Source organism: Sphingomonas sp. SP6, from assembly GCF_058313435.1.
Genome location: NZ_JBZFLG010000002.1, coordinates 700919 through 715449, shown reverse-complemented (window position 1 = coordinate 715449; position 14531 = coordinate 700919). Strand labels below are relative to the sequence as shown.

The 14531-nt window shown below is 68.8% G+C and carries 12 protein-coding genes; 9 read left to right on the top strand and 3 right to left on the bottom strand.

The genetic code is table 11. The features are described from left to right. Positions 1–136: 136 nt before the first annotated feature. The gene (locus AC4GYY_RS09215) at positions 137–1624 is read left to right on the top strand and encodes an ATPase domain-containing protein (RefSeq protein ID WP_491119968.1); all 1488 of its coding nucleotides are present in this window, start codon (positions 137–139) and stop codon (positions 1622–1624) included. Beyond that, a complete protein-coding gene (locus AC4GYY_RS09210) occupies positions 1621–3657 on the top strand; it encodes a hybrid sensor histidine kinase/response regulator (protein WP_491119967.1) in 2037 nt (678 codons plus the stop codon). The genes AC4GYY_RS09215 and AC4GYY_RS09210 overlap by 4 nt, the downstream gene beginning before the upstream one ends. Positions 3658–3659: 2 nt before the next feature. On the opposite strand, the gene AC4GYY_RS09205 is transcribed toward AC4GYY_RS09210, so the two are convergent. Beyond that, positions 3660–4337, bottom strand: coding sequence for a dienelactone hydrolase family protein (locus tag AC4GYY_RS09205; protein ID WP_491119966.1), 678 nt, complete (start codon positions 4335–4337; stop codon positions 3660–3662). Between the two features lie 130 nt (positions 4338–4467). On the opposite strand from AC4GYY_RS09205, the gene AC4GYY_RS09200 reads away from it, so the two are divergent. From AC4GYY_RS09200 to AC4GYY_RS09170, 7 genes are all read left to right on the top strand, one after another. Next, positions 4468–5289 carry a calcium-binding protein gene (locus tag AC4GYY_RS09200; RefSeq protein ID WP_491119965.1) on the top strand — a complete coding sequence of 274 codons (822 nt, stop codon included), beginning with the start codon at positions 4468–4470 and terminating at the stop codon, positions 5287–5289. Positions 5290–5419: 130 nt separating this feature from the next. Further along, positions 5420–6004, top strand: a complete 585-nt coding sequence (locus AC4GYY_RS09195; RefSeq protein WP_491119964.1) for a F0F1 ATP synthase subunit delta — start codon at positions 5420–5422, stop codon at positions 6002–6004. A 2-nt stretch (positions 6005–6006) separates the two neighbouring features. After that, complete coding sequence (atpA, locus tag AC4GYY_RS09190) at positions 6007–7536, top strand: F0F1 ATP synthase subunit alpha (protein ID WP_491119963.1); 1530 nt, start codon at positions 6007–6009, stop codon at positions 7534–7536. After that, on the top strand, positions 7533–7889 hold the full coding sequence (locus AC4GYY_RS09185) for a hypothetical protein (RefSeq protein ID WP_491119962.1): 357 nt from the start codon (positions 7533–7535) through the stop codon (positions 7887–7889). Before atpA ends, AC4GYY_RS09185 begins: the two co-directional genes overlap by 4 nt. An 8-nt stretch (positions 7890–7897) precedes the next feature. Beyond that, positions 7898–8779 (top strand): F0F1 ATP synthase subunit gamma, encoded by an 882-nt coding sequence (locus AC4GYY_RS09180; protein WP_491119961.1) that lies wholly within the window; start codon positions 7898–7900, stop codon positions 8777–8779. Between the two features lie 24 nt (positions 8780–8803). After that, positions 8804–10285 carry a F0F1 ATP synthase subunit beta gene (gene atpD, locus AC4GYY_RS09175; RefSeq protein ID WP_491119960.1) on the top strand — a complete coding sequence of 494 codons (1482 nt, stop codon included), beginning with the start codon at positions 8804–8806 and terminating at the stop codon, positions 10283–10285. Further along, complete coding sequence (locus tag AC4GYY_RS09170) at positions 10285–10536, top strand: ATP synthase F1 subunit epsilon (protein ID WP_491119959.1); 252 nt, start codon at positions 10285–10287, stop codon at positions 10534–10536. The genes atpD and AC4GYY_RS09170 overlap by 1 nt, the downstream gene beginning before the upstream one ends. Before the next feature lie 130 nt (positions 10537–10666). Here the strand turns inward: AC4GYY_RS09170 and purT are convergent, their stop codons facing one another. Continuing rightward, the gene (purT, locus tag AC4GYY_RS09165; RefSeq protein ID WP_491120247.1) at positions 10667–11851 is read right to left on the bottom strand and encodes a formate-dependent phosphoribosylglycinamide formyltransferase; all 1185 of its coding nucleotides are present in this window, start codon (positions 11849–11851) and stop codon (positions 10667–10669) included. A gap of 214 nt (positions 11852–12065) precedes the next feature. After that, positions 12066–14417, bottom strand: coding sequence for a polyribonucleotide nucleotidyltransferase (pnp, locus tag AC4GYY_RS09160; RefSeq protein ID WP_491119958.1), 2352 nt, complete (start codon positions 14415–14417; stop codon positions 12066–12068). Positions 14418–14531: the final 114 nt, after the last annotated feature.

The following is a 14531-nucleotide window of genomic DNA, read 5'->3' as shown; positions in this document are numbered from 1 at the left end:
GGAAAGACGGGATGCTTTTCGCCGATCGGGCGCGTAGCGCAAGCGCGTTCGTCTTGAGCCATCGGAACCTCGAACAGGGCTACGGACGTTTGTCATACTGGCGTCCGGCCGGACGCCTGCACGGAGCTTAGAGATCATGACGTCCCCAAACCCCGGCGATGCGAAGATCGGGATCCCCGGTCTCGACGACGTGCTCGGCGGCGGGCTCGCGCGGAGCCGGACCTATCTGGTCGAAGGGACGCCCGGCGCGGGCAAGACGACGATCGCGCTGCAATATCTCATGGCGGGAGCCATATTGGGGGAGCGCTGCCTCTACGTCACGCTGTCCGAAACCGAGGACGAACTGCGCGCGACCGCGGCGTCGCACGGCTGGGACCTGGCGGGGATCGAGATCTACGAACTGGTCCCGCCCGAGAACCTCCTTGACGAGGAGCAGCAGCAGAGCCTGCTCTACTCCTCGGACCTGGAACTGGGCGAGACCACCAAGCGCATCTTCGAGGCGTTCGAGCGGGTGAAGCCCCAGCGTCTCGTGCTCGACAGCCTTTCGGAGATCCGGCTGCTCGCGCAGAGCTCGTTGCGGTACCGGCGGCAGATCCTGGCGATGAAGCATTATTTCGCCCGATCCGGCGTCACCGTAATGCTGCTCGACGACCTGACGTCGGACGACAGCGACAAGACCGTCCATTCCGTCGCGCACGGCGTCATCCGGCTCGACGAGCTGGCGCCCGATTACGGAGCGGAGCGCCGCCGCCTGCGGATCCAGAAGTATCGCGGCCGGCGCTACCGCGGCGGGTATCACGACCTCGCGATCAAGACCGGCGGCGTCCGCGTCTTCCCGCGGCTCGTCTCGGCCGAGCACCGCGCCGGCTTCACCCGTGATCTGCTGAAGACCGAGTCGGCGGAGTTCAACGCCTTGCTCGGCGGCGGTCTCGACCGCGGCACCGGGGTTCTCGTCCTGGGGCCGGCGGGCACCGGCAAGTCGCTGATGGCGGCGTCGTTCGTGAAGACCGCGATCGAGCGCGGCGAATCGGCGGCGATGTTCGTCTTCGACGAAGAGGTCGGCTTGCTGATCGAACGCGCGAAGGTGCTCGGGATCGATCTGGCCGCCATGGTCGAAACCGAGCGGCTGGTGCTGGAACAGGTGGACGCCGCCGAGTTGACGCCGGGCGAGTTTTCCGCGCGGGTGCGCCACTGCGTCGAGGTCCACGGCGCGCGCACCGTCGTGGTCGACAGCCTCAACGGATATCAGGCGGCGATGCCCGGCGAGAATGCGCTGATCCTGCACATGCACGAGCTGCTGCAATATCTGAACCGCCAAGGCGCCACCACCATCCTCACGGTCGCGCAGCACGGGCTGGTCGGCGACATGAAGGCGCCGGTCGACATCACCTACCTCGCGGATACGGTGATCCTGCTGCGGTATTTCGAGGCGACGGGGCGCGTGCGGCGCGCCATCTCGGTCGTCAAGAAGCGCATGGGCAGCCACGAGAACACGATCCGCGAATATCGGATCGGCGGCGCAGGGCTGACGCTGGGCGAGCCGCTGATCGGGTTCCAGGGCATCCTGCGCGGAGTGCCGGTTCTGGCCGGAGATGCGGCCTTGCTCGACCGCGACGACGTGTGATCCGAACGTCGACTTCGGAACGCGCGCTGATCCTCGCGCCGCACGGCCGCGATGCGATCGTCGCGGTGGCGATCCTCGCCGAAGCGGGGATCGAGGGCGTCAGCTGTCCGACGCTGTCGGCGCTGGTCGCCGAACTCGGCCGCGGGGTCGGGTTCGTGATCGTGACCGAAGAGGCGATCGCGACCGCCGATCTCCACCAGCTGTCGCAGTGGCTCGCCGAGCAGGAGGAATGGTCGGACCTGCCCTTCGTGCTGCTGACCACCCGCGGCGGCGGGCTCGAGCGGAATCCGGCGGCGAGCCGTCACCTCGACGTGCTCGGCAACGTCACGTTCCTCGAACGGCCGTGTCATCCGACCACGCTCGTCAGCCTCGCGCGCTCGGCGCTGCGCGGCCGCCGGCGGCAATATGACGCACGCGCGCGGCTGCTGGCGCTGCGCGACAGCGAGACGCGCTACCGAACGTTGTTCGACACGATGGACGAAGGGTTCTGCGTCATCCGCTTCGTCGACGGCGAGCACGGACCGCTCGGCGACTACGTCCACGTCCAGGCGAACCAGGCGTACGAGCGTCATGCCGGGTTCCGCGACGTTGTGGGCCGTCGCGTCCGCGAGATCATGCCCGACGAGGCGGAAGACTGGATCGCGCTGTTCCGCCAAGTGCTGCTGAGCGGCGAGCCGGTCCGGTTCGAGCGCGAGCTGGTCGCGACCCGGCGCTACTTGGAATTGTCCGCGTTCCGCGTCGAGGCGGAGGGCAGTCGCGAAGTCGCGGTGATCTTCCAGGACATGACCGAGCGCAAGCGTGCCGAGCTGGCGCTGCGCGAGCTGAACGAGACGCTGGAGAGGCGCGTCGAGGATGCGGTCGCCGAGCGCGAGGCGTCCGCCGCGCAGCTGCGCGAAGCCCAGAAACTCGAGACGCTGGGACAGCTGACCGGGGGCGTCGCGCACGACGTCAACAATCTGCTGACGCCGATCACCGGCGCGCTCGATCTGCTCCATCGCAAATACGCCGGCGAGGACCCCCGGGCGGCGCGCTGGATCGAAGGCGGGCTGCAATCGGCCGAGCGGGCGCGGCTGCTGGTCAGCCGCCTGCTCGGCTTCGCGCGCCGCCAATCGCTCGAGACCCGCGCGGTCGACGTCGCGGCGCTGCTCGACGGGGTGCGCGATCTGATCGCGAGTTCGGTCGGCGCGTCGGTCGCGCTCACCATCGTCGTGGACGAGAGGACGCCGGCCGTCGTGGCCGATCCGAACCAGCTCGAACTGGCGTTGCTCAACCTGGGCGTCAACGCGCGCGATGCCATGCCGAACGGCGGCGCGCTCACCATCGCCGCCGAACGTGCAACGGTCGCCGCTCGCGAGCGGGCGGGGCTGGCGGCGGGCGATTACGTCCGCGTGTCCGTCATCGACACCGGCGTCGGCATGGACGAGGCGACGTTGGCGCGCGCGATCGAGCCCTTCTATTCGACCAAGGAGGTCGGCAAGGGGACCGGGCTCGGCCTGTCGATGGTCCACGGGCTCGCGGCGCAGCTGGGCGGCGTGTTCACGCTGTCGAGCGTGGTCGGCGAGGGGACGCGCGCGGACCTGTACCTGCCGGTCGCGGACATGGCGGCGGAGCCCGCGCTGCGCCGCGCGCCGACCGCGGTCGCGCTTTCGCTCGGGCTGACCCTGTTGCTGGTCGACGACGAGGAGCTGGTGCGCGCCGGCACCGCCGAGATGCTGCGCGACCTGGGGCACCGGGTGGAGGAGGTCGGCCGCGGGGCGGAGGCGCTCGCCCGGCTCGAGGACGGGCTGCGCCCCGACGCCGTGATCACCGATTACATGATGCCGGGGATGAACGGCGCCGAGCTGACCGGCCGGATCCGCCGGGGGTGGCCCGATCTGCCGGTGCTGGTCATCACCGGCTATGCCGGCGGCGACCTCGACATCGGCGCGTCGCAGCTGCCCAAGCCGTTCCGCCAGACCGAACTCGCCGCGGCGCTCGCCCGGCTGGTGCGTCCCGTGCCGGACGAGACCCGGCGCGCCGCGGAGCGCCGCTGAGGTCAGCCGCCGTTCGCGCGGAACAGCGCCAGCGTGCGCGCCTTCGCGAGTTCGGCCGAGGGTTCGTGATAATCCTTGCGCCGGTCCGAGTTGAAGCCGTGCCCGGCCTCATAGACATGGACCGCGGCGTCCGGAAAATCGCGCGCGGCGACCGCCTCGACCCCCTCCATCGGAATGCCCGAATCGAACCGGCCGAAATGCGCGATCACCGGCGCGCGCGGCGCCGCCTCGGCCGCCATCGCCGGGATCATCGAGCCGTAATAGGCGCTCGCCGCGGCGACGCCGTCGAGCTTCGTCGCCGCCGCCCAGGCGACCGACCCGCCGTAGCAATAGCCGACGACGAAGACGGGACCGTCTTGGCGGAGCGCGTCGATGCACGTCTGAACGTCGGCCAGCGACTGGTCGAACGGATGGAGCGTGCGCGCGAGTTCGACCGCCCGCGCGAAATCCGGTCCGCTGTACGCCGCCTCGAACTCCGGATGCTCGCGGTCGAACAGCGCGGGCGCGAGCACCTCGTAACCGTCGCCGGCATAATCGTCGGCCATCTCGCGAATATGGTCGGTGACCCCGAAGATCTCCTGCACCAGCACGACGCCGCCGCGGCGCTCGCCCTCCGGTCGCGCGTGATAGACGCCGATCTCCGCGCCGTCCGACATCGTCTGCCGTGTCATCTCACCCATCGTCGCCTCTCCTCCGAGTGCGACCGTTTGGACCAGCGGCGCGCGAGGGGCCAGCCTCTTCGCTCACACGGGCGTTGCCGGTCCGCCGGGGCCGGCGTAGGTGCGAGCACCCGAGATCGGAGTCGCTTCAATGTCGTTCGGACCGTTCCGCCCCGCCCCGTCCGCCAGGCTCGACTTCAAGGGCGGCAAGGGCGACGACGAATACACGCTCCGCGCGAAGACGAGCGAGACGGCGGCGATGGGCGGCGGCGACGACACCGTGACCGCCCCCGCCAAGGGCCTCGACCCCGGCGACCGGATCGACGGCGGCGCGGGCGGCGACACGCTCGAGATCACCGGCGCGTTGCCGGGCACGTTCACGTTCGGCGCAGCGACGCTGACCAACTTCGAGTTCATCGGCATCCACGGCAAGGGCGCGTTCGATCTGGTGCTGGACCGGCACATGGTGACCGGCGGCGCGCAGCTGTTCGTCTATTCCGGCGGCTTCTTCGGCGAGGACGTGACCAGCATCCGGGTCGACGGTTCCGCGATCCGGCACGGGACGCTGCGGCTGAGCGGCAGCGACGGGGACGACGTGCTGATCGGCGGCAGGGGCGCGGACCTGATCGGCGGCGACGCGACCGGCGACGACACCCTCACCGGCAACGGCGGTGCCGACCAGTTCGTGTTCACGAGCATCATCCCGCAGCACGCCGTGATCACCGATTTCACCCGGGGAACCGACGTCATCTACACCCAGGACTTCGGCTTCGACGAGCTGACGATCACCGATTCGGCGGCGGGGGCGGTGGTGGAGATCTACGACGGCGTGTTCGCGACCGTGAACGGCGTTGCCGCATCGCAGCTGACCGCGGCGGACTTCATCTTCGCCGGCCACGACGCGATCGGCCTCGACGGCACCCGCCCGCTTGCGGACCATTCGCCGGCCTTCCCCGATCTGCCGCTCGCCTGAGCGCGCGTCCGCCACGGTTGCAACGCCGCACCCCCTTTGCTAGGCGCACCCCTACCCGGGCGTAAGGCGCTGTTTCAGCGCCCTCGTGGCGCTTGGGACAAATCATCGAGCGAACGGGGATTCGAATCGCGTGGAAGCGGCCACCGCAACGTCCAATAGCAGCGGAGGGGGAAGCAGCATCGGGGCGAGCCTGTCGGGCCGCTACGCCACCGCGCTGTTCGAGCTCGCCGCCGATGGACGCACGATCGACACGGTCGAGGCGAGCCTCGCCAAGGTGCGCGCCGCACTCGACCAGTCGGACGACTTCGCGGCGCTGACGACCTCGCCGATCGTCGCGCGCGACGCCGCCGCCAAGGCGGTGCTGTCGACCGCGGACGAGCTGGGGGTCGACGCGACCACGCGCAGCTTCCTGGGGGTTCTCGCCGAGAATCGCCGACTGGGCGAGCTGCCCAAGATCATCCGCGCCTTCCGTCTGCTCGCCGCGCGGCACCGCGGCGAGGTGACCGCCGAAGTGACGAGCGCGCATCCGCTCGACGGTGGGCAGGTCGAAGCGCTGAAGCAATCGCTCCGCACCCGCGTGGGCCGCGAGGTCAACGTCGAGCTGTCGGTCGATCCGCAGCTCCTGGGCGGGCTGGTCGTCCGGATCGGCTCGCAGATGATCGACTCCTCCATCCGTACTCGTTTGAACGCGCTCGCCAGCGCGATGAAGGGCTGAACATGGACATCCGCGCCGCAGAGATTTCGAAGGTCATCCGCGACCAGATCGCCAATTTCGGCACCGAGGCCCAGGTCTCCGAGACCGGCCAGGTGTTGAGCGTCGGCGACGGCATCGCGCGCATCTACGGGCTCGACAACGTCCAGGCGGGCGAGATGGTCGAGTTCGCCAACGGCGTGCAGGGCATGGCGCTCAACCTGGAGGCCGACAACGTCGGCGTCGTGATCTTCGGCTCGGACGCCGAGATCAAGGAAGGCGATATCGTCAAGCGCACCGGCACGATCGTGGACGTGCCGGTCGGCAAGGGGCTGCTCGGCCGCGTCGTCGACGGGCTCGGCAATCCGATCGACGGCAAGGGCCCGATCGTCACCGACCAGCGCAGCCGCGTCGAGGTCAAGGCGCCGGGCATCATCCCGCGCCAGTCGGTTTCGGAGCCGATGCAGTCGGGTCTGAAGGCGATCGACGCGCTGGTCCCGGTCGGGCGCGGTCAGCGCGAGCTGATCATCGGCGACCGTCAGACCGGCAAGTCGGCGGTCGCGATCGACGCCTTCATCAACCAGAAGGGCGTCAACGCCGGCGACGACGAATCGAAGAAGCTCTACTGCGTCTATGTCGCGGTGGGGCAGAAGCGCTCGACGGTCGCGCAGCTGGTCCGCACGCTCGAAGAGAATGGCGCGATGGACTATTCCATCGTCGTCGCCGCGACCGCGTCCGAGCCGGCGCCGCTCCAGTTTCTCGCGCCCTACACCGGCGCGGCGATGGGCGAGTATTTCCGCGACAACGGGATGCACGCGCTGATCGTGTTCGACGACCTCTCGAAGCAGGCGGTCGCGTATCGCCAGATGTCGCTGCTGCTGCGCCGCCCGCCGGGCCGCGAGGCCTATCCCGGCGACGTCTTCTATCTCCACTCGCGGCTGCTCGAGCGCGCCGCCAAAATGTCCGACGCGAACGGCGGCGGCTCACTGACCGCGCTGCCGATCATCGAGACCCAGGCCGGCGACGTGTCGGCCTATATCCCGACCAACGTCATCTCGATCACCGACGGGCAGATCTTCCTCGAGACCGACCTGTTCTTCGCGGGCATCCGCCCGGCGATCAACGTCGGCCTGTCGGTGAGCCGCGTCGGCTCGGCGGCGCAGACCAAGGCGATGAAGAAGGTGTCGGGCAGCATCAAGCTGGAGCTGGCGCAGTACCGCGAGATGGCGGCGTTCGCGCAGTTCGGCTCGGACCTCGACGCCTCGACCCAGCGCCTGCTCAACCGCGGCGCGCGGCTGACCGAGCTGCTCAAGCAGGCGCAGTTCAACCCGATGCCGTTCGAGGAGCAGACCGCGTCGATCTTCGCGGGCACCAACGGCTATCTCGATGCCGTCGCGGTCCAGGACGTCGTGCGGTACGAGGCGGCGATGCTGAGCTACTTGCGGAGCGATCACGCCGATGTGCTGACCAAGATCCGCGACACGCGCGATCTGGGCGACGAGGCGAAATCCGGGCTCAAGTCGGCGCTCGATCACTTCGCCAAGACGTTCGCGTGATCGCGGCATTCGCCCTGCTCGCCGCGGCGACGCCGGCCGTCGACCCGGGGCGCGCTGCGCTCGCGGGCGACTGGACGGTCGATCTGTCGGTCAAGCCGGACGAGCCCTATACCAAGCCCATGCAGCTGACGCTCAACGACGACGGCACCGTCACGGGCATGTTCTACCAGAGCGACATCGAGGCGGGGCGGTGGAAGGCCGCGCGCGGGCGGACCTGCGTCAGCTTCCGCACCACCGACGGGGTCGGCCCCTATCACACCGCCGCCTGTCTCGTCGGCGATCGGGTGATCGGGCAGACCTGGGCCGAACGGCGTAAGTTCCTGTTCAACTGGGACGCGGTGCGGACCAAGTGAGAGACTGAATGGCATCCCTGAAGGCCCTCAAGATCCGCATCGGCTCGGTCAAGTCGACGCAGAAGATCACCAAGGCGATGAAGATGGTCGCTGCCGCCAAGCTGCGCCGCGCGCAGGAGGCGGCGACCGCCGGGCGCCCTTACGCCGACCGGCTGGAAGGCGTGATGGCCTCGCTCGCGTCCAAGGTGACGATCAGCGAATCGTCCCCCAGGCTGCTCGCGGGCACCGGCAAGGATCAGGTGCATCTGCTGGTCGTCGCGACCTCTGAGCGCGGCCTGGCGGGTGCGTTCAACACCAACATCGTCCGCGCCGCGCGTCGCAAGGCCGAGGAGCTGGAGGCCGCCGGCAAGACCGTGCGCTTCTATCTCGCCGGCAAGAAGGGCCGCGTTCTCAAGCGTTTCTATCCGAACGGCGTGGTCGCAGACCATGAGCTCGGCCAGCACAAGGTGCTCGGCTTCGATCAGGCGCAGGAGGTTGCGGACGACCTCATCCGCCGGTTCGAGGCTGGCGAGTTCGACGTCGCGCACCTGTTCTTCGCCAGGTTCCAGTCGGCGCTGGTCCAGGAGCCGACCGGCATCCAGATCATCCCCGTCGCGGTGAAGCAGGGCGAGGTGGCGAGCGCGAACGACGGGGGCGCCGCGGTCGAATACGAACCCGACGAGGAGGGCATCCTCGCCGCGCTGCTGCCGCGCAATGTCGCGATCCAAATCTTCCGCGCGATGCTGGAGAACGCGGCGTCCGAACAGGGCAGCCGCATGACCGCGATGGACAACGCGACCCGCAACGCCGGCGACATGATCAAGCGCCTCTCCATCCAATACAACCGCGCCCGCCAGGCGGCGATCACGACCGAGCTGGTCGAGATCATCTCCGGTGCCGAAGCGCTCTAACGTCTCCAAAGCAGGAAGCAGAACATGGCAACCGCCGCTGAAGACCTCCGCCCGACCACCGCGACGGGCAGCAACAACGTCGGCCGGGTCGCGCAGGTGATCGGCGCCGTCGTCGACGTGTCGTTCGACGAGGGCCGCCTGCCCGCGATCCTCAACGCGCTGACGACCGACAACAACGGCAACACGCTCGTCCTCGAGGTCGCGCAGCACCTGGGCGAGAACACCGTCCGCACGATCGCGATGGACTCGACCGAGGGGCTGACCCGCGGCCAGACCGTCACCGACACCGGCGCGCAGATCACCGTGCCGGTCGGCCCGGCGACGCTCGGCCGCATCCTCAACGTCGTCGGCCAGCCGATCGACGAGCGCGGGCCGGTCAACTCCGATCATCATTCGCCGATCCACGCCGCGGCGCCGCCGTTCGTCGATCAGTCGACCGAGGCGGCGATCCTCGTCACCGGCATCAAGGTCATCGATCTGCTCGCGCCCTATGCGCGCGGCGGCAAGATCGGGCTGTTCGGCGGCGCGGGCGTCGGCAAGACGGTGCTGATCCAGGAGCTGATCAACAACATCGCCAAGGGCCATGGCGGCGTCAGCGTCTTCGCGGGCGTCGGCGAGCGGACCCGCGAGGGCAACGACCTCTACCACGAGTTCCTCGACGCGGGCGTCATCGCCAAGGACGCCGACGGCAATGCGGTGAGCGAGGGTTCGAAGGTTGCGCTGGTGTTCGGCCAGATGAACGAGCCGCCGGGGGCGCGCGCGCGCGTGGCGCTGTCGGGCCTGACGATCGCGGAGTATTTCCGCGACGTCGAAGGGCAGGACGTGCTGTTCTTCGTCGACAACATCTTTCGCTTCACCCAGGCGGGCGCGGAAGTGTCGGCGCTGCTCGGGCGCATTCCCTCGGCGGTGGGCTATCAGCCGACGCTGTCGACCGACATGGGCGCGCTCCAGGAGCGGATCACCTCGACCAACAAGGGCTCGATCACCTCGGTCCAGGCGATCTACGTCCCCGCGGACGATCTGACCGATCCCGCCCCGGCGACCTCGTTCGCCCACTTGGACGCGACCACGACGCTCAACCGCGCGATCTCCGAACTCGGCATCTACCCCGCGGTCGACCCGCTCGATTCGACCAGCCGCGTGCTCGAGCCGCGTGTCGTCGGTCAGGAGCATTATCAGACTGCCCGCGCCGTCCAGCAGGTGCTCCAGCGCTACAAGTCGCTCCAGGACATCATCGCAATCCTCGGGATGGACGAGCTGTCCGAAGAGGATAAGCTGACCGTCAGCCGCGCGCGCAAGATCCAGCGCTTCCTGAGCCAGCCGTTCCACGTCGCGGAAGTGTTCACCGGCATCCCCGGCAAGTTCGTCCAGATCGAAGACACGATCCGGTCGTTCAAGGCCGTCGTCGCGGGCGAGTACGACCACCTGCCGGAGAGCGCCTTCTACATGGTCGGCGGCATCGACGAGGCGGTCGCCAAGGCCGAGAAGATGGCTCAGGAGGCGTAATGCTTCACTTCGAACTCGTCACGCCGGAGAAGCTGATCCGCTCCGAGCAGGTCTATATGGTGACGGTTCCCGGGACCGAAGGGGACTTCGGGGTGCTGGAGGGCCACGCCCCGGTGATGTCGACGATCCGCGATGGCGAGTTGCTCGTCCAGCGGACCGCGGGCGCCGCCGCCGAAGCGATCGCGATCCGCGGCGGGTTCGCGGAGGTCAATGCGAGCGGCCTGACCGTCCTGGCCGAACACGCGGGCTGAGGCTGCGCGCGCGAGCGGTCTGCGCATCCCCGGCACAGGCCGGGGCCCAGCGGCGAGCGTTCAGTGAGCGGCTCGCGCCGTTTTGTGAAGCATCGATGCTGGACCTCGGCCTTCGCCGGCAAGGCTTTCCTTAGTCCTCATAGCTGATCGTCACCTTCGCGGCCGCCTCCGTGGCGAGGCGGCGCGCTTCGTCGACGTCCTCCGCTCGCGCGAGCGCCACCCCCATCCGGCGATAGGGCCGCGTCACGGGCTTGCCGAAGAGGCGGACGTCGATGTCGCCGCCCTCCAGCGCCAGCGCCTCCGCCAATCCGTCGAAGCGGAAGGCGGTCGCGTCGCGGTCGGCCAGGATCACCGCCGACGCCGACGGCCCGTAGAGCCTGGGCTCCGGCACCGGCAGGCCAAGGATCGCGCGGGCGTGCAGGTCGAACTCGCTCAAATTCTGAGAAATGAGCGTCACCATGCCGGTGTCGTGCGGGCGCGGCGACAGCTCGGAGAAGATCACCTCCTCGCCCCGGACGAAAAATTCGACCCCGAACAGCCCGTAGCCGCCGAGATCGTCGACGACTTTCCTTGCCATCTCTTGCGCCGAGGACAGCGCCGCGGCGGACATCGGCGCGGGCTGCCACGATTCGCGATAGTCGCCGCGCTCCTGCCGGTGGCCGATCGGCGGGCAGAAGACCACGCCGTCGCGGGTGCGGACGGTCAGCAGCGTGATCTCGTAGTCGAAGGCGACGAACTGCTCGACGATCACCCGCCGCCGGTCGCCGCGCATGTTGGCGACCGCATAGTCCCAGGCCTTGTCCAGCTCGTCGGCGCTCCGGACGGTGCTCTGGCCCTTGCCGGATGACGACATCACCGGCTTGACCACGCACGGGAAGCCGGTGTGCGCGGCCGCCGCGCGCGCCTCGGCTAGGCTCTCGGCGTAGCGGTAGCGTGAGGTGACGAGCCCCAGCGTGTCCGCCGCCACATCGCGGATGCCGTCGCGGTTCATCGTCAGCTGGGCGGCGCGGGCGGACGGCACCACCGTCGTTCCCGCCGCCTCGATGTCGGCGAGCACTTCGGTGCGGATCGCCTCGACCTCGGGCACGACGAAATCGGGCGCGTGGCGCGCGATCACCGCCCTGAGCGCGTCGCCGTCGAGCATCGAGAAGACCTCGGCCTGGTCGGCCACCTGCATCGCCGGCGCAACCGCATAGCTGTCGCAGGCGACGACATACGCGCCGAGCCGCTTGGCCGAGATCGTGAACTCGCGACCCAACTCGCCCGAGCCGAGCAGCAGGATCTTGGCGGTGAAGGACATGGCGGCGCTCTCGATGGTTGAGGCGCGCCCATGCACGATCGGAGCGCAAACGAAAACGGCCCCGGCATCGCTGCCGGGGCCGGTGCGTTCAGCTTCTACTCTTTCCGTTCGTCCTGATTAGCCGCTGAGCGAATGCGAGGTGGCGTATCGAAGGACCTGAGTTGGGCGGTCCTTCGATACGGGCCTTCGCTGCGCTCAGTCCCTACTCAGGACGGACGGAATAGGGCTATCAGTCCCGATCCCCCGTCAGGAATGCGGGCGCGAACTCGGGCGCGGGGCCGTCGTCGCTCGAGGTCTCGCGACGCGGGCCGCGGTCGCCCCCGCCACTGCCGCCACGGGGACCCCGGTCGCCGCCGCCGCCGCCGCGACGGCGGTCGCCGCCGCGGTCGCCGCCACCGTCACGGCGCGGGCCGCGATCTCCGCGGTCGCCACGCTCGCCGCCCTCGCGGGGCTGGCGCGGGGGACGGCTGTCCTCCAGCTCGGCGCCGGTCTCCTGGTCGACGACACGCATCGACAGGCGGACCTTGCCGCGCGGATCGATCTCGAGGACCTTGACCTTCACGGCCTGGCCTTCGGAGACGACGTCGGTCGGCTTCTCGACTCGCTCGTTCTTCATCTCGGAGACGTGGACGAGCCCGTCCTTGCCGCCCATGAAGTTCACGAACGCGCCGAAATCGACGATGTTGACCACCTTGCCGTCGTAGATCTTGCCGACCTCGGCCTCCTCGACCAGGCCCTTGATCCACGCGATCGCCGCGTCGATCTGCGCCGGATCGGACGAGGAGACCTTGATCACGCCCTCGTCGTCGATGTCGACCTTCGCGCCCGTCGTCGCGACGATCTCGCGGATCACCTTGCCGCCGGTGCCGATGACTTCGCGGATCTTCGACTTGTCGATCGTGAAGGTCTCGATCCGCGGCGCGTGCGCCGACAGTTCCGAACGGGTCTGGTCGAGCGCCTTGGCCATCTCGCCCAGGATGTGCGCACGGCCCTCATGCGCCTGCGCCAAGGCGACCTTCATGATCTCCTCGGTGATCCCGGCGATCTTGATGTCCATCTGGAGCGAGGTGATGCCCTCGCTCGTCCCGGCCACCTTGAAGTCCATGTCGCCCAGGTGATCCTCGTCGCCGAGGATGTCGCTGAGCACCGCGAACTTGTCGCCCTCTAGGATCAGCCCCATCGCAATGCCCGAGACGGGGCGCTTGATCGGCACGCCGGCGTCCATCAGCGACAGCGAGCCGCCGCAGACGGTCGCCATCGACGAGGAGCCGTTGCTCTCCGTGATGTCGGAGGTGACGCGGATCGTGTAGGGGAACTCCTCCTTGGTCGGCAGCACCGCATGGAGCGCGCGCCAGGCGAGCTTGCCGTGACCGATGTCGCGACGCGACGGCGCCCCGAAGCGGCCGACTTCGCCGACCGAATAGGGCGGGAAGTTATAGTGCAGCATGAAGTGCTGGTAGCTGAGGCCGCCCAGCCCATCGATCATCTGCTCGGCGTCGCGGGTGCCGAGTGTGGTCGTCGCGATCGTCTGGGTCTCGCCGCGGGTGAACAGCGCCGAGCCGTGCGCGCGCGGCAGGAAGTGGACCTCGGCCTCGATCGGACGGACGGTCTTGGTGTCGCGGCCGTCGATGCGGCGGCCGGTCTTGAGGATGGCGCCGCGGACGATCTCCGCCTCCACCTTCTTCACCAGCTTGAGCGTGCCCAGATATTCCTGCGGATTGCTTTCCTTGAGGTCCGCGAACGCCTCGCGCGCCTTGGTGCGGGCGTCGTCGATCGCGGTCTGGCGGGCCTGCTTGTCGGTCAGCTTGTACGCGGCCTCCATGTCGGCGCCGATCAGCGCCTTGAGCTTCGCCTTGTGCGCCGACAGATCGGCGCCGGTGTTGAGCTCCCACGGCTCCTTGGCGGCCTGCTCGGCGAGCTTGATGATCGCCTCGATCACCTGCTGCGAGGCCTTGTGCGCGAACATCACCGCGCCGAGCATGACGTCTTCGGACAGCTCCTTGGCCTCCGATTCGACCATCATCACCGCATCGTGGGTGGCGGCGACCATCAGGTCGAGCTCGCCGGCGGCGACTTCGGCGTCAGACGGGTTGAGCTGATACTCGCCGTCCTTGTAGCCGACGCGCGCGGCGCCGATCGGGCCCATGAAGGGGACGCCCGACAGCGTCATCGCGGCCGAGGCGGCGATCATCGCCAGCAGATCGGGCTCGTTCTCGCCGTCATAGCTCATCACCTGCGCGATGCAGTTGATCTCGTTATAGAACCCTTCCGGGAACAACGGGCGCAGCGGGCGATCGATCAGGCGGCTGACGAGCGTCTCGCGCTCGGTCGCGCCGCGCTCGCGCTTGAAGAAGCCGCCGGGGATGCGGCCCGAGGAGGAGAACTTCTCCTGGTAATGGACGGTGAGCGGGAAGAAGTCCTGCCCTTCCTTGACGCTCTTGGCGGCGGTGACCGCGCAGAGGACGACGGTCTCGCCGAGGGTCGCGATCACCGCGCCGTCGGCCTGGCGGGCGACCTTGCCCGTTTCCAGCGTGAGGGTCTGGCCGCCCCACTGGATGCTGACTGATTTCTTGTCGAACATGAGATTTCCTTTGGACCGCGCGCCCGATGCGCGCGGGGCCTCTTGGTGCGGGCTAGCCGGCCCGCGCGGGATGGAGCGAGATGTCGCCCCGTGCCCTTCTGCCGGATTGCAGCC